The sequence below is a fragment of the Marinobacterium profundum genome, assembly GCF_001528745.1.
GTDB lineage: Bacteria > Pseudomonadota > Gammaproteobacteria > Pseudomonadales > Balneatricaceae > Marinobacterium_A > Marinobacterium_A profundum.
The window spans coordinates 42,292-57,934 of the sequence record NZ_BCNS01000138.1; the positions used below are offsets into that span (position 1 = coordinate 42,292).

At 57.6% G+C, this 15,643-nt stretch carries 12 protein-coding genes; 6 read left to right on the plus strand and 6 right to left on the minus strand.

The annotated features are described in order from the left end of the window. Positions 1-18: 18 nt before the first annotated feature. Complete coding sequence (locus MPRO_RS15970) at positions 19-1,614, plus strand: ABC transporter ATP-binding protein (protein WP_067294905.1); 1,596 nt, start codon at positions 19-21, stop codon at positions 1,612-1,614. A 343-nt stretch (positions 1,615-1,957) separates the two neighbouring features. On the opposite strand, the gene MPRO_RS15975 is transcribed toward MPRO_RS15970, so the two are convergent. The 4 genes from MPRO_RS15975 to nfuA all read right to left on the minus strand — a co-directional run bounded on the left by MPRO_RS15975 (position 1,958) and on the right by nfuA (position 8,060). After that, positions 1,958-3,856: a SurA N-terminal domain-containing protein gene (locus MPRO_RS15975; RefSeq protein ID WP_067294909.1), complete on the minus strand. Its 1,899-nt coding sequence runs from the start codon at positions 3,854-3,856 to the stop codon at positions 1,958-1,960. A gap of 463 nt (positions 3,857-4,319) precedes the next feature. Next, the gene (locus MPRO_RS15980; RefSeq protein ID WP_020679779.1) at positions 4,320-4,595 is read right to left on the minus strand and encodes an HU family DNA-binding protein; all 276 of its coding nucleotides are present in this window, start codon (positions 4,593-4,595) and stop codon (positions 4,320-4,322) included. Positions 4,596-4,731: 136 nt separating this feature from the next. Beyond that, complete coding sequence (gene lon / locus MPRO_RS15985) at positions 4,732-7,161, minus strand: endopeptidase La (RefSeq protein ID WP_067294912.1); 2,430 nt, start codon at positions 7,159-7,161, stop codon at positions 4,732-4,734. Between the two features lie 305 nt (positions 7,162-7,466). Further along, on the minus strand, positions 7,467-8,060 hold the full coding sequence (gene nfuA / locus MPRO_RS15990; protein ID WP_067294916.1) for a Fe-S biogenesis protein NfuA: 594 nt from the start codon (positions 8,058-8,060) through the stop codon (positions 7,467-7,469). Between the two features lie 181 nt (positions 8,061-8,241). Here nfuA and MPRO_RS15995 point away from each other — a divergent pair, with 181 nt between their 5' ends. Next, positions 8,242-9,570 (plus strand): MATE family efflux transporter, encoded by a 1,329-nt coding sequence (locus MPRO_RS15995; RefSeq protein ID WP_067294920.1) that lies wholly within the window; start codon positions 8,242-8,244, stop codon positions 9,568-9,570. 156 nt (positions 9,571-9,726) lie between these two features. After that, the gene (locus MPRO_RS16000; protein WP_067294922.1) at positions 9,727-10,899 is read left to right on the plus strand and encodes a cation:proton antiporter domain-containing protein; all 1,173 of its coding nucleotides are present in this window, start codon (positions 9,727-9,729) and stop codon (positions 10,897-10,899) included. Between the two features lie 98 nt (positions 10,900-10,997). Here MPRO_RS16000 and mepK read toward each other — a convergent pair whose 3' ends face one another. Next, complete coding sequence (gene mepK / locus MPRO_RS16005; protein ID WP_067294925.1) at positions 10,998-11,558, minus strand: peptidoglycan L,D-endopeptidase MepK; 561 nt, start codon at positions 11,556-11,558, stop codon at positions 10,998-11,000. A gap of 86 nt (positions 11,559-11,644) precedes the next feature. After that, positions 11,645-12,634, minus strand: a complete 990-nt coding sequence (locus MPRO_RS16010) for a glycosyl transferase family protein (protein ID WP_067294928.1) — start codon at positions 12,632-12,634, stop codon at positions 11,645-11,647. Positions 12,635-12,710: 76 nt separating this feature from the next. Here MPRO_RS16010 and MPRO_RS16015 point away from each other — a divergent pair, with 76 nt between their 5' ends. The 3 genes from MPRO_RS16015 (at position 12,711) to MPRO_RS16025 (ending at position 15,526) form a co-directional block, all read left to right on the plus strand. Next, entirely contained in the window at positions 12,711-13,475 is a 765-nt protein-coding gene (locus tag MPRO_RS16015; protein ID WP_067294931.1) for an adenosylcobinamide-GDP ribazoletransferase, read from the plus strand. Positions 13,476-13,556: 81 nt separating this feature from the next. Further along, positions 13,557-14,906, plus strand: a complete 1,350-nt coding sequence (gene rlmD, locus MPRO_RS16020; protein ID WP_067294934.1) for a 23S rRNA (uracil(1939)-C(5))-methyltransferase RlmD — start codon at positions 13,557-13,559, stop codon at positions 14,904-14,906. Beyond that, on the plus strand, positions 14,903-15,526 hold the full coding sequence (locus tag MPRO_RS16025) for a pseudouridine synthase (protein WP_067294938.1): 624 nt from the start codon (positions 14,903-14,905) through the stop codon (positions 15,524-15,526). Before rlmD ends, MPRO_RS16025 begins: the two co-directional genes overlap by 4 nt. Positions 15,527-15,643: the final 117 nt, after the last annotated feature.

The window sequence follows — 15,643 nt, forward strand, 5'->3', positions numbered from 1 at the left end:
ACGCAGGAGGCTTCCAGCATGAGTGAGACACTGGTCGAGGTCAGTCATCTGTCGGTGCGTTTCGAACAGGATGGCCAGGCCATTGATGCTGTGCGTGACATCAGCTTTAACATCCCCCGCGGCCAGACCCTGGCTCTGGTGGGAGAATCCGGCTCCGGCAAGTCCGTAACGGCCCTGTCCATGCTGCGCCTGCTGCCCTATCCGCGGGCCAGCCACCCCGGTGGCAGCATCCGCTATCAGGGTGAAGATCTGCTGCAGGCCGACGAGCCGCGACTGCGCCAGATTCGCGGCGACCGCATCGGGGTCATCTTTCAGGAGCCCATGACCTCACTCAACCCGCTGCACACACTGGAAAAGCAGATCGGCGAAACCCTGCTGCTGCACAAGGGTCTGAGCGGCATACAGGCACGGCGGCGCATTCTGGAACTGCTGACCCTGGTGGGCCTGCCGGATCCGGCATCGCGCCTTGGCAGCTACCCCCACGAACTGTCCGGTGGCCAGCGCCAGCGCGTCATGATCGCCATGGCCCTGGCCAATGAACCTGAACTGCTGATCGCCGACGAGCCCACCACAGCACTGGACGTCACTATTCAGGAACAGATCCTGGAGCTGCTCGCCCGCCTGCAGCAGCAACTCGGCATGGCCATACTGCTGATCACCCACGACCTCAACATAGTGCGCCGCCATGCGCACCGCGTCTGTGTCATGTATCAGGGTGAAATTGTCGAGCAGGCCAGCACCGAAGCGCTGTTCGCCGCTCCTGAACATGCCTACACCCGCCGCCTGCTCGATGCCGAGCCCTCGGGCACACCGGCAGAGCCACCCGCAGAGCCGCAGGACATCATTAGCACCAATAACCTGCGGATCTGGTTCCCTGTAAAGAAAGGACTGCTGCAGCGTGTTACAGAACACATCAAGGCCGTGGATGGTGTCTCGCTGCAGCTATCCCGCGGCCAGACCCTGGGGGTCGTTGGCGAGTCCGGCAGCGGAAAAACCACCCTGGGCCTGGCCATACTGCGGCTAATTCGCAGCGAGGGTGACATCCTGCTCGAGGGCAAGAGTATCCAGGGCTTGGCACAAAAGCAGATCAAGCCGCTACGCCGCCAGTTACAGGTCGTCTTTCAGGATCCCTATGGCAGCCTGAGCCCGCGCATGCCGATCAGCGATATCATTAATGAGGGCCTCGAAGTCCATGGCATCGGTGAAAACGCCGCCGCCCGCGAGCAGTTGATTATCGATGTCTTGCAGGAGGTTGGGCTTGATCCTGCGAGCCGGCACCGCTATCCCCATGAGTTCTCCGGCGGCCAGCGCCAGCGCGTCGCTATCGCCCGTGCCCTGGTACTCAAACCCAGGCTGATCATTCTGGATGAGCCGACGTCTGCGCTCGATCGAACGGTGCAAAAGCAAATTGTGGAGCTGCTGCGCGAACTGCAGCGACGCCATCGACTGAGCTACATATTCATCAGTCACGACCTGGCCGTGGTGCGTGCCCTAAGCCATCAATTGCTGGTAATGAAACAGGGCAAGGTGGTCGAACAGGGCCCTGCTGCACGCATCTTCGAGCAGCCCGAGCAGGAGTACACCCGCCAACTGCTCAAGGCTGCGTTCCGCTAAGCCGACAGCTTGCAGCCTTGGCAGCCGTTACTCTTTTCAGATATTGGCCACAGAAACCAAAAAGCCACCAGGGTGAGAGCCCCGGTGGCTTTTTGGTAGTGGCAGGCAGGCTCTTACCAAGATACTGCCTGGCGTACAACTGAGAAAAAGGCGCCTGCAGTGAGCAGGCACCCATAGCAACCTGTCGGACTTAACACTGATCTACTGCGGAAAAGCCGAATTTGGTCAATTTATGTACTCTTTTTTGTTAAATAGAACCACTATTCGCCTCAAAAGAGCCCAAAAACTGCCTCAAATCGGCCTTTCCCTCGCTACGATCGGTCAAGTCCGACAGGCTGCCAGCTCAGTTTTTCTCGATCTCGGCTGCGTCCTTGAGCGTACGCACCAGATCCTGGTAATCCTGCTGCCCCTGACGACCCGCCAGATATACGCGCATGGCCTTGAGCTCCTCTGCCGACACTGCATCCTCCAGATTCGGCGTCTTAACAGCCTTGAGTGCCACAATAGCCCGACCGCCGTTGTTCAGCTCCACCGAGGCATAGCTGGCCGCATCGGCCTGCGGTTGCGGCATGCGAAACAGCTCGGCACGCACTTCGCTCGTCAGGTCCTGGCTGGCGCGACTCACATCGACAAGCTCAATCAGCGACTGATTCTGAGCTGCGGCAAGTTCGGCCATATCCGCGCCCTGCTTCAGCTGCTCCAGCAGCTCAGCCGCCAGCGTATCAATGCGCGCCGCCGCCTTCTCGTCCAGCAGCTCCTGACGGATCAGATCGGCGACTTCTTCTTGCGTCTGCTGTCGCGGGCGCAGATGTTCCTGCACCCGAATAACGACGCTACGACCCGTATCCAGCTCGATGGGGGCACTATTGACGCCATCGTTGATCAACTCAGCAGAAAACGCTGCCGCCAGTACCCGTGGGTTGGCGCTGATGGCATCGCTGCCACCGGCACGACCGAAGGGCTCGCTGGTCTGAATCTCCAGCTGCAACTCTTCGGCGGGCTCTTCCAGGTTACCAGACGAAAAAGTGACGTCGGCAAGGCGGTCCAGTTGCTCAACATAGCGGCTTTCGCCCTTCTGCGTCAGAATCTGCTCGCGCAGCTCCGCTTTCATCTCGTCAAGGGACGGCGCTTCGGTCTGGACGATTTTGCCAAGCTTGATCAGGTGATAACCGAACTCGGTACGTACGGGGTCTGAAACCTCGCCTTCATCCTTCATCGCAAAGAGCGCATCTTCAAAAGGACCGACAAACATGCCCCGGGTATTCAGCCCCAGATCACCACCGCTGGACGCAGAGCCTGGATCGTCAGAGTTGGCTTCTGCCAGTTCCGCGAAGTCCGCACCCTCATCCAGCTGCTTTTTCAGCGCCTGCGCTTTGGCTTCTGCTGCCGAGGCGTCCTGATCATCGGACACTTCAATCAGGATATGGGCCGCCTCACGCTCTTCATCAGAACTGAAGCTCCCCAGCACCTGCTGATACTGACCCTGCAACTCGGCATCTGTGACGTCGATGTCGCCCAGCAGGTTCGCCTTGTCCAGCAGCAGATAGCGGATGCTAACCTGCTCTTCGGTCTGATACAGATCGCGCTGGGTTTCATAGCGCGCAGCTATATCGGCATCGGTCACCTCGATCTGCGCCCGGACAGGGGCCGCTGGCACTTCAAACCAGGCCATGTCACGGGTCTGACGATCCAGCGCCAACAGGTTGTTTAGCTGGTTGTCGGTGACAAAGGCAGACAACTGATAACCCGACTTCTCCTGCTCGATCAGGGTTTCCCTGCGCAGATAGTCACGGTAAGTCAGGGGCGTGAGCCCGACATTGCGCAACACCGCCTCGAACTGGTCACGGTTGAAGGTGCCATCAAGCTGGAAGTCACCGGTGCTGACGATCATCTGATCGAGCATTTGCGGTGAAATCGCCAGGCCCTGGTCATTAGCAGACTGTACCAGCACCGCGTCATCAATCAGGCGATCCAGCACCATGGCGCGAATCAGATTGTCATCCAGTGCAGCGGGGTCAGCATTTGCACCCATCTGAGCCAGCAGCTGACGGCGTTGCAACTCGACGGCACGAAACAGCTCCTGCTCACCGATCTCTTCACCGTTAACGGTCGCCGGTGCCTTGGTGCCTGTTGTCAGGCTGACGAGCGACTCAACGCCGAACAAGGCGAAGGTCACGACGATCAGACCCACAATTACTTTAGCTACGATACTTTGGGAATTGTCCCTGATGGACTGCAACATGCTGAATCCAAAAATTCAAATGTACGAGATTAAAAAAAAAGCGCATTCAAATCGAATACGCCTTTTTTGTATTAGTTGGTACAAAAACGCATTTTGTATTTCTGCACCAAAACCGGACCAGCGACTGCTCGAAATACAACCGCTTGTTCCCCTGCGTATCCCGAAATGAAGAATCTAACTGGTCGATATTTAACCACTCAAATTCTGCATACGTACGATGAAGACTTAATTAACACTCGACATCTCACACCGTTAAAATACTTCAGCAAAAAGGTGACAATATTTACACCTGATTACAATGGAAACAGCAATGAATAAATAGACTGCTGCTTCTGTATCCGGGCTACGGAAAACGGAGCAGGCAGACCCGAACCATTTTCCTGCACAGCTCCAGCTAAAGACTCAGGATCCTGCCTGGACAGGATACTCGCCATTGCCGAAGGCTCGCTCCGCGATCAAATCCTTACTTGTTTACTGCGTCTTTCAGAGCCTTGCCCGGCTTGAAAGTCGGCAGAGTCGCCGCTGCAATCTCAATCGGCTGACCAGTTTGCGGGTTACGGCCGGTGCGCGCTGCGCGCTCTTTGACACCGAAGGTACCAAATCCAACCAGAGCGACAGAGTCACCTTTTTGCAGAGCGCCAGAGATGCTTTCCAGAGCAGAGTCCAATGCACGGCCAGCAGCTGCTTTTGGAATGTCAGCAGAAGCTGCAATAGCATCAATCAGTTCAGACTTATTCACGATGTTCCCCTTGAATCCAATTCGTTAAGTTCTTATGTACCGTAGTCCATGCCCAGCAAGACGATCAGGCACTTTATACCAACTGGCAGAAACGGCTGTCAAGCAGACGCCACGCGGTTTCTGCCGATGTTGCCGATTAATGAGTCTTTATTTGTCCAGACTCATCCTTCACCGTTTTTTTATCTGAAGCCACCGGCTCCTTCAGATCATCTTCACGCGGTTTGGGCTGGTATTTGAGAGCAATATCCAGTACGTCGTCAATCCATTTAACGGCTTTTATTTCCAGATCCGCCTTAATGTTATCCGGTATTTCCTTCAAATCACGCTCATTTTCCTGCGGGATAATTACCGTACGAATGCCACCACGGTGTGCCGCCAGCAGTTTTTCCTTGAGCCCGCCGATCGGCAACACCTGCCCACGCAGCGTGATTTCACCGGTCATGGCGACGTCCGCCCGCACCGGAATTCCGGTCAGTACCGACACCAGCGCGGTGCACATGCCAACACCTGCACTGGGACCATCCTTGGGCGTAGCACCTTCCGGAACATGGATGTGAATATCGCTTTTTTCGTGGAAGTCCGCCGCAATACCCAGACTTTGGGCGCGACTGCGTACTACTGTCAGCGCCGCCTGAATAGACTCTTTCATCACATCGCCCAGACAACCAGTGGTCACCTGACGCCCCTTGCCAGCCACAACAGCCGCCTCAATGCTGAGGATTTCGCCACCCACCTGAGTCCAGGCCAGACCGGTCACATGACCCACCTGATCCTCTTCCTCTGCGATGCCAAAACTGTGCCTGCGCACACCACTGTAGTGCTCCAGCTCATCGCCGCCAATGACCCGCGTCTCGCCCTTGAACTGCCCCAGGGACAGCTCCTTGACCAGCTTGCGACAGATCTTGGCGATCTCGCGCTCCAGGCCTCGCACGCCGGCTTCGCGGGTATAGTAGCGAATCAGGTGCGTGATGGCTTCATCGCAGATCTCAATTTCGGATGATTTGAGACCATTTTGCGACAACTGCTTGGTCACCAGGTACTTGCGGGCGATATTGAGCTTTTCGTCTTCGGTGTAACCTGGAATGCGGATGATTTCCATGCGATCCAGCAATGGCCCTGGAATATTCATGGAGTTCGAGGTGCACACGAACATTACATCGGACAGATCGAAATCCACTTCCATGTAATGATCGTTAAAGGTGCTGTTCTGTTCCGGATCCAGCACTTCCAGCAACGCCGATGCCGGATCTCCGCGCTGATCCATGCCCATTTTGTCGACTTCATCCAGCAGGAACAGCGGATTCTTGACACCCACCTTGCACATTTTCTGAATCAGCTTGCCCGGCATGGAACCGATATAGGTACGGCGGTGACCGCGAATCTCGGCCTCATCCCGCACGCCACCCAGCGCCATGCGCACGTACTCGCGGTTGGTAGCACGCGCAATAGAGCGGCCCAGGGACGTCTTGCCGACCCCCGGAGGCCCCACCAGACACAGAATAGGCCCCTTGAGTTTGCGCACCCGTTTCTGCACAGCCAGGTACTCAAGAATACGATCCTTCACTTCCGCCAGACCGTAGTGATCCTCGTTGAGGATTTTCTCGGCCCGTTTCATGTCATGCCGCACCTTGGAGCGCTTGGCCCAGGGAACCTGCAGCATCCAGTCGATATAACCGCGCACCACCGTAGCCTCAGCCGACATCGGTGACATCATCTTAAGCTTGTTATACTCGCCCAGCGTCTTGTCGTAGGCTTCTTTGGGCATGCCCGCACCATCGATACGGCGCTTGAGCTCATCCATGTCATTGGTGCCGGACTCGTCCAGATCACCGAGTTCTTTCTGAATGGCCTTCATCTGCTCATTCAGGTAGTACTCGCGCTGGCTCTTCTCCATCTGCTTCTTGACCCGGCCGCGGATGCGTTTCTCCACCTCAACCAGATCAATTTCAGACTCCATCAGCGCCATCAAATGCTCGAGACGTTTATGGTTATCCAGCATTTCGAGAATATGCTGTTTCTCATCCAGCTTGAGCGACATGTGTGCCGCGATGGTATCGGCCAAGCGGCCAATATCATCGATATTCTGCAGCGATGTCAGCACTTCGGTTGGAATTTTCTTGTTGACCTGAATAAACCGCTCGAACTGATCCAGTGCCGTGCGCTTGTAGATTTCAGATTCAGCGGGATCGGTATCTTCAACCTTGAGCACCGAAACACGGGCGGTAAAGCTGTCGTCTGTCTGATGGAAGCTTTCAATATTGGCGCGGTAATCGCCTTCCACCAGCACCTTGATGGTGCCATCCGGTAATTTGAGCATCTGCAGCACGGATGCAACGGTACCAACCTCGAACAGCCCTTCGGCCACAGGCTCGTCGTCGGATGCATTTTTCTGTGCGACCAGCAATATTTCCTTGTTGCTGCTCATGGCCGCTTCGAGGGCCTGAATAGACTTTTCACGACCAACGAACAGCGGAATGACCATGTGCGGATAGACGACGACGTCGCGCAGCGGCAATACCGGAAGCTCGATGGCTACAGCATCCTCTTTTGCTTCAATCTGATCCATGTGGATGATGCCTCTTTGCAGAGCATCCGCCCCGAGCGCTGGCGAATGCGGGAACCTTGGAAATAATGGTAATACCAATCAATGGGGCTGGAGCATCGAAAAACAAGCAATACCCTGAAAAAAACCCCATATCAATGGCTTTGACTCACCCTGGACCACAAAAACCGCAGGCTACAGGACAGAACCCCGCTTACTGCACCACAGTACAATGGCGCAGACTCCGTTATAGCAGCAACCGGGGAGACAGGACAACGGCCCAAAAAAAACGGGGCCCTGGCATTCAGGGCCCCGTTCCGGATAACAACTTACTTATAGTAGGCTTTATCGGTCTTGCTGTGATCGGTTTCATCACGTACGGCGATCAGGCCAGGAACACGCTCAAGCAGCGTTTTCTCGACGCCGTCCTTGAGGGTCATGTCCACCGCACTACAGCCCTGGCAGCCACCGCCAAACTTGAGCACGGCGATGTGGCCGTTTTCCTCTTCCACCAGTTCTACCAGCTTGACCTCGCCACCGTGGCTGGCCAGCCCCGGGTTCACATCGGAATACAGAATGTAATTGATCTGCTCTTCCATTGGGCTGTCGGCAGACACCTTGGGTACCTTGGCGTTAGGCGCCTTGATGGTCAGCTGACCACCCATGCGATCTTCGGCGAAATCGATCATGGCTTCTTCAAGGTACGGCAGGCTGTTGCGCTCCAGATAGAAGCGGATCAGCGTCAGCTCCAGCAACTCGTCATCCGCAACCACCTCGTCAGGACGGCAATACGCCAGACAGGTTTCAGCATAAGGCGTGCCCGGCTGGGTGACGAACATCCGCACGGACATGCCTTCAGCGTCCTGCTTTGCCAGCAGATCAGCCAGATATTTTTCAGCACTTTCGGTAACCGTGATATTCATGGGAATTACTGGACTCCTACTTCACAAACTGACAGGTGATGGCCTAATAAATCGAAGGATACACGCAATCTAATTCCGAGTAAATTGATCAGCTATTATGACCATCCCCCACCGCCGGCATAAGTCTGCTAGAATTGCCGCCTCTTTTTTCACCGCCCATACAGCCCGCAAACCACGCCCGATGAGCCAACCGCAACGTGTGCGCACCATTCTGACACTGGGTCTGCCCATCATCGGCGGCATGCTGTCGCAAAGCCTGCTGAACCTGGTGGACGCCGCCATGGTCGGCCGTCTCGGGGAAACCGCGCTGGCGGGCGTCGGCATCGCCGGCTACGCCAACTTTATTGCCCTCAGCTGCATTATAGGCCTGTCGTCTGCGGTCCAGTCACTGGTGGCGCGGCGCCATGGCGAAGGCCGACGCGCCGAGATGGCCCGTCCGGTCAATGCAGGCATTATTCTGGCGCTGACCATAGCCCTGCCCCTGAGCCTGCTGTTTGCCACCTTCTCCGACAGCCTGCTCGGCCTCATGAGCCGCGATAGCGCGGTACTGGCCATCGCCAACGATTATTTCGATTATCGCATCCTCGCCATGAGCGCCGTGGGTATTAACTTTTCCCTGCGGGGCTGGTGGAACGGCACCTACAGACCCATGGTGCATCTGCGCCTGTTGCTGGTCATGCACCTGCTGAATGTCATTCTGAGCTACGGCCTTATTTTCGGCACCCTCGGCCTGCCGACCCTGGGTGCCGCAGGCGCGGGTCTGGGGACCTGTATTGCACTCATTATTGGCTGCCTGCTGAACGCAGCCCTGGTGTGGCACGATGCCAGAAAACACGGATTCCTGCGCGCCAAACGCGATCGCCGCGCGCTCGCCACTGTGCTGAGGCTGTCGATACCCCACTCACTGCAGCAACTTTTGTTCGCCATCGCCATCGCTGTGCTGTTCTGGATTATCGGACAGATCGGCACCCAGGAACAGGCCATCGCCCACGTCCTGATCAATCTGGCGCTGTTCCTGATTCTGCCGGGTGTTGGCCTTGGCATGGCGTCCACCTCTCTGGTCAGCCATGCCCTGGGGCGCAACCAACCGAGTGAGGCACAGCAATGGGGCTGGGATGTCATAAAGACGGCCCTGGTGATTATCTGCCTGCTCAGCCTGCCAATGTGGCTAGCGCCCGAGCGCATTCTTGCACTCTTCATAACGGATCCGCAGCTTGTGGAGCAGGCCCGGCTGCCGCTGCAGATCACAGGGCTGGCCATCTGCCTGGATGCCGCCAGCCTGGTGCTGACCCAGGCGCTTCTGGGTGCCGGCGCGCACCGCTTGGTGATGATGGTCTCGGTGGGAGGCCAATGGTTGTTCTATCTGCCACTGGCCTGGCTGTTTGGCCCCCATCTGGGCTTCGGCCTGACCGGTATCTGGCTCGTCCAGCTCGTCCATCGCAGCCTGTCATCGCTGGTGTTTATCAGTATCTGGCGACGGCGTCACTGGGCCGACATAAAACTCGGCTAGTTTGATACACTGAAACAACATTGCGGCAGACAAGACGCGACAATCACGCTGCAAGAGTCACGCAGCTGCCGACTTCCCAGCGCGAGAGCAATACCACAACAGCTCTATTCTCGGAGGGATCAACTGGCTCGCGGCGTAGCAGCACAGGAACCCCATATGGCAGAACAGAGCCTCGTATTCTCATTTTTCCTGATATTCACCGGTGCCGCGATTCTCGCCACCGCAGCCCTCTATACCCGCCAACCACTACTGGTTGCCTACATAGTGCTTGGCGCCCTGCTCGGCCCCTACGGCCTCAGCCTGGTAACCGATACAGCCCTGCTGGCAGACATCTCCCATATCGGCATCATTTTTCTGCTCTTCCTGCTAGGGCTCGACATGCAACCGAGCCACCTGTTGCACATGCTGAAAAAGGCAACCCTGGTCGCCATTGGCAGCTCGCTGATATTCATGGCCACCGGCTATGGCGTCAGCCTGCTGTTTGGCTTTAGTCAGATAGAAGCGCTGATAATAGGCGCGGCGCTGATGTTTTCCAGCACCATCATCGGCATCAAGCTGCTGCCCACCACAGTCCTGCACCACCGCCATACGGGCGAACTGGTTGTCGGCCTGCTGCTGTTACAGGATGTTATCGCCATTCTGGTACTGCTGTTGCTTTACAGCGGCAGTAACGAAGAGCAGAGCGGTGCCCTGGCCTTTTTGAAAACCCTCGCAGCTCTGCCATTGATGACCGCAGGCGCCTTCCTGTTCGTGCGCTACGTGCTGCTGCACCTGCTGCAGAGCTTTGATCGCTTCCACGAATATATTTTTCTGCTCGCTCTGGGCTGGTGCCTGGGAATGGCAGAGCTCGCCCAGGCCATAGGTCTCTCGGCCGAGATGGGCGCCTTTGTAGCCGGCGTCACCCTGGCCACCAGCCCAATCTCCCAGTACATCGCCACCAGCCTGAAACCGCTGCGTGATTTTTTCCTTATTCTGTTCTTCTTCTCCATCGGCGCCAGCTTCAACCTCGCCCTGGTCGATGTCATTCTGCTGCCCTCCCTGGTCATGACCGCACTGGTGCTGGCACTCAAGCCCGTGGTATTTCGCTTCCTGCTGATTCGCATCAGCGAAAGCAAGAAACTGGCCTGGGAAATCGGCTTTCGCCTGGGCCAAATCAGCGAGTTTTCGCTGCTAATCGCCTATCTGGCCACCAGCGCAGCCCTCATTGGCCAGGAAGCTTCCCACGTTATTCAGGCCACCACCATCCTGACCTTCCTGTTTTCCAGCTACCTGGTGATCTTCAACTTTCCCTCCCCCATCGCCATCTCGGACCAACTGCGCAAGGACTGAGACCCTACCGCGGCCACTTTCGCGCACCAACGAAAAAGCCGCCTTCCGTTATGGAAGGCGGCTTTTTGCAGCAACCGCGATACAGGCTATGTAATTACTCAGCCCCAGTGACGCACGGGGCCGACATCCACATGCAGAAAGTTGCTGCGCGAATAAAAACCCACACCGCCAGCCTTCATTTTAAGCGCCATGCGCTGCACATCCCGCAGCGCTATGCCCGGCACACGGATATCAATCGCCTTGCCCTGCATATGGTAGCTTTTCTTGGCCACGCCCTGACCCTGCTTGCGCAGCTTCTCGTTGGTTTCGGGCGAACGGTAACCGGAGATCACCTGAAACTCCTTATGCAGGCCAACATCGCGCTGCAGCAGGTAGAGCAGATCAAACAGTTGACGATCCATCTGGATGGAGGTGCCGGTACGGTGATCCCGCAACAGATGATCCACCTCCTGCAGCACCTGGGGCATGTAATGGCCATCGGCCCAATACACGGCGGTCATTTTTTCACCGGTGTGCATGTTGTTCAGGGTGAGCTTGCGCTCAAGCCCGGGATTCTTGATCAGCGGTGCACCAATAGCACCAGAGCCTGCCAGACCTGCCGCAGTACCGGCCAGTGTCTTGATAAAAGTACGACGATTCTGAAGGATTCTATGGGGCATAATTCAGCAACAGTTGGTTGAAATACTTACAGCTATTATCCACAAATAGCATCAGCTGTATATTTTTTACACGATATATTAATCATTTAGTACGCATCTTTAGTGCGCGCGCACCACAAATCCCGCGCCTGGCGTACCGCGTCCTCAGGTTCAGATGCACGCCCGAGCAGCTTCAGCACCGCTGCCAGAGTGTTGATAACAGCACCCTCGCCGTACTCATGCTCCAGCTCGCCACGCCACAATTGCAGCAACTCCCGCGGCTGCAGACTTTCATCGCGCACTACCCGCTGGCCCAGCAGCCTTGGCCATTGCTGGGTGTGCATTTCACCGCCGAGAATCCACTGCAGTTCGCTTTCAGAATCCGGCTTGAGCTCGGCCTCGCCACCATCCCCCTTGACCGTTACGCTATTGCGCATTCCCAGCAACATGCTGGTTTTTTGATGCATGGGGCCGTAGGGCGGATGAAAAACACCGTCGATTACGTGCTCGGCAGCCAGTGGGTTTAGCAGCCTGCACAGCGTATGGACAGGCGAGCGCAGCCCCAGCACAGAGCGCAGCTGAATAATTTCACCCAACTGCGGCGCCAGCGCATCAATGGACATAAAGGCAAAGTTGCGCCCATCCAGCTCAGCCGCAACCTCCGCCCAGTCGCTGCAGGAAGGCAAGCCGAACAGGTCGAGCATATCTTCGGTATAGAGTCGACCCGGCATATGACCGCGCGCGCCGTGCATGAACACCCGTACGCCGGATTGGGCCAGCGCCAGAGACGCCAGCAGGAACCAGGGCAAACGGCGTTTCTTGCCGGCATAGCTGGACCAGTCGAGCTCGACCTGCAAATTCTGAGGCGCGTCTAGCCGCTCACGCACCGCAGTGACGAAACCGCACAACTCTTCCGGCGCCTCTTCCTTTACCCGCAGCAGCATCAGGAAGGCCCCGAGCTGCTCCGGCCGCACCTTGCCATCGAGAATCATGCCCATGGCATCGCGGGCCTCTTCAGTGGTCAGCGAGCGTGAGCCCTTCTTCCCCTTGCCGAGAATGCGGACATAGACTGCAAACGGATGTTCCTGACTGCTCATGGATCTGATGCCTCTTTTGCTCTAGAGTGTGGCCGCGTCATATATACCCCAAGCGCAAGCCTTAATGCGAGTCCGAATGAACGCTTTGACCCGGGAACTACATCTTTTTTTTAACGCCCTGACTTTTTTTACCCGTATTCCGCCACCCGCCTGGGTGAAGTTCGGCACCGATGAGCTCAATCACGCCAGCCGTTACTTCCCGCTGGTCGGCCTGCTCGTGGGACTTGTCGCGGCAGCGCTTTACGCAATATTTGCGCTGCTGTTTCCGACCGCCATCGCCGTACTGCTCAGTACCGGCTGCATCCTGCTGCTGACCGGCGGTTTCCATGAAGACGGCCTGGCAGATCTGTGCGATGGCTTTGGTGGCGGCTGGACACCGCAACAGACGCTGGACATCATGAAGGATTCAAGACTTGGCAGCTACGGCGCCCTGGGCCTGATAACAGTGCTGGGCCTGAAGCTCGCCAGCCTGATCAGTATCAGCGATGTGCTGCTTGCCCTGATCGCCGGCCATACCCTCAGCCGCTTCGTTGCCGTCAGTCTGATCCACACCGACCGCTATGTACAGCTAGACCAGCTCAGCAAGGTGCGTCCGCTGGCGAGCAACATGAGCCGAGCCGAACTGCTGATTGCCGCCGTCCCGGCACTGGCCTGCCTGCTTCTGCTGCCCGGCTACAGCGCGGTTGCAGCCATAGCCGCGCTGTTGTTGCTACGGCTCTACCTTTGCCGCCTGTTCCGACGCAGGCTCGGCGGCTATACCGGCGATTGCCTGGGCGCGACCCAGCAATTGGCAGAAGTCACGGTCTATCTGACACTGTGCCTGCCGCTCAGCCTGCCTTGAAGTACCCTTGTAAGCCGCTCTGCGTTTTCGCCGCGGGCCATAGACTGTTAGAATGCGCGCCATTCACTAGTGAGAGTTCTCATGAGCCGCAACAAACCGATCCGTTTTGGGGGCCCAGCCCGCAAGAGCACCAGCCACAGTCCGCAAACCCTGGAGATTGAAGGCCTGAGTCATGAAGGTCGCGGCGTTGCGCGACTCGAGGGCAAGACCGTGTTCGTTACCGGCGCCCTGCCCGGCGAGCAGGTAATTGCGCGCATCGACAACGACCGCAACCGCTACGCCGAAGCCCAGACCCTTGAAGTACTGAGCGCCAGCCCAGATCGCTGCGAACCCGGCTGCCAGCATTATGGCCAGTGTGGCGGCTGCGACCTGCAGCACCTGCGCCACGACCAGCAAATCCACTTCAAGCAGGACCAGGCGCTGGATCAACTCAAACGCATCGGCAACTTGATACCTGAACAGCTTGAGGCGCCACTGGTCTCGCAGCCATGGCACTATCGCCGCAGCGCCCGCGTCGGCATCAACCAATTGCAGCGTAACGGCGAGCCATTGATCGGCTTTCGACGCCGCGCCAGTAACAAACTGCTGCAGATCGAACAATGCGACGTGCTTGATACCCGCGCCCAGGATCTGTTTCGCGGATTGCGCGATACGCTTACAGGGCTGGACGATCTGAAATCCATTACCCACGCCCAGGTGCAATACGGTGACACTCAGGGTGCCCTGACCCTGCGCACCAAAAAGCCACTGCGCGACGACACCCTGGCACGCCTGCAACCCCTGGCCCAACAGTTTGACCTGCAGCTCTACCTCGAAGACAGCCTGGGCACTCAGTACGCCGGCAAGGACGCCGAGCAACCGCTGACCTATGCGCTGCCTGCATTCAAGCTGGAACTGGAGTTTGCCCCCGGTGATTTTCTGCAGGTGAACCCGGATCTGAACCGCCAGATGGTCTCCCGTGCGATCGAGTGGCTCGACCCGCAACCCCAAGACCGCGTACTGGATTTGTTCTGCGGCCTTGGCAACTTCACCTTGCCACTGGCCACGCGCTGTGGCGAAGTCATAGGTGTAGAAGGCAGCGAAGCCATGACTGAGCGGGCAACGCTTAACGCCAAGGCCAACGGCATTGAAAACGCGACCTTCTTTCGCAATGACCTTAGCCAGGACTTCCGCCATCAAAAATGGTATCGCACGGGCTTTGACCTGATACTGCTGGATCCACCGCGCACCGGTGCCCGCGAAGCCATATTGCAGCTGATAGGCTACAAGGCCAAACGCATTCTGTACGTATCCTGCAATCCGGCCATGCTGGCACGGGATGGCGCCGAACTGGCCCAGGCCGGTTATCGCCTGAGCCGCTTCTGCGCCATGGACATGTTCCCGCACACCGCCCACGTCGAGGCGCTGGCGCTGTTCGAGCTAGCCCCATGAACTACAGCCTGACCTGGGCTGACGCAGAGCTGGTTGTGGTGGTTAAGCCCGCAGGCCTGTTGTCGGTGCCGGGCCGCGGCCCCGACAAGCAGGACTGCCTCTGGCATCGGGTACAGGCGGACTTCCCCACCGCCCGCATCGTGCACCGGCTCGATTGCGCCACGTCCGGACTCATGGTGCTGGCGCTCAATGCGGCCAGCCATCGTGAGCTGAGCCGCCAGTTCCAGATGCGCGAAACCCGCAAGCGCTATCAGGCCCTGGTCGCAGGCCGGCCCACCGAGAGCAGCGGCGTGATGGAATGGCCACTGCGCTGTGACTGGGAACGCCGCCCACTGCAGATCGTCGACCCAGTAGAGGGCAAGTCTGCCCGCACCGAATGGCAGCTACTCGACAGCGACGGCGCCCAAAGCCGCATTCAGTTGCACCCGATTACCGGTCGCTCGCATCAGCTGCGGGTACACCTGAAAACCCTGGGGCACCCCATTCTGGGGGATAATTTCTACGCGCCACCTGAGATTATCGCCCAGGCGCCCCGGCTGATGCTGCACGCAGAGCAGCTCGGCCTGCAGCACCCCCTCAGCGGTGAGGCTCTGGACTTTGAGGCGCCTGCCCCTTTCTAGAGCATTTTCACGAAACTCTCACCTGTCGATCGAGTTTGTTTTGAGTGCTTCCTTGCTTCGAGGTGGCCGGATATGGGTCGAGATAAGATGAACGTACTCTAGTTGCCTACTGCCACC

Coding starts and splice junctions, on each gene's coding strand:
- MPRO_RS15970 (WP_067294905.1), top strand. CDS start 19: ATGAGTGAGACACTGGTCGAGGTCAGTCATCTGTCGGTGCGTTTCGAA.
- MPRO_RS15975 (WP_067294909.1), bottom strand. CDS start 3,856: ATGTTGCAGTCCATCAGGGACAATTCCCAAAGTATCGTAGCTAAAGTA.
- lon (WP_067294912.1), bottom strand. CDS start 7,161: ATGGATCAGATTGAAGCAAAAGAGGATGCTGTAGCCATCGAGCTTCCG.
- nfuA (WP_067294916.1), bottom strand. CDS start 8,060: ATGAATATCACGGTTACCGAAAGTGCTGAAAAATATCTGGCTGATCTG.
- MPRO_RS15995 (WP_067294920.1), top strand. CDS start 8,242: ATGAGCCAACCGCAACGTGTGCGCACCATTCTGACACTGGGTCTGCCC.
- MPRO_RS16000 (WP_067294922.1), top strand. CDS start 9,727: ATGGCAGAACAGAGCCTCGTATTCTCATTTTTCCTGATATTCACCGGT.
- mepK (WP_067294925.1), bottom strand. CDS start 11,558: ATGCCCCATAGAATCCTTCAGAATCGTCGTACTTTTATCAAGACACTG.
- MPRO_RS16010 (WP_067294928.1), bottom strand. CDS start 12,634: ATGAGCAGTCAGGAACATCCGTTTGCAGTCTATGTCCGCATTCTCGGC.
- MPRO_RS16015 (WP_067294931.1), top strand. CDS start 12,711: ATGAACGCTTTGACCCGGGAACTACATCTTTTTTTTAACGCCCTGACT.
- rlmD (WP_067294934.1), top strand. CDS start 13,557: ATGAGCCGCAACAAACCGATCCGTTTTGGGGGCCCAGCCCGCAAGAGC.
- MPRO_RS16025 (WP_067294938.1), top strand. CDS start 14,903: ATGAACTACAGCCTGACCTGGGCTGACGCAGAGCTGGTTGTGGTGGTT.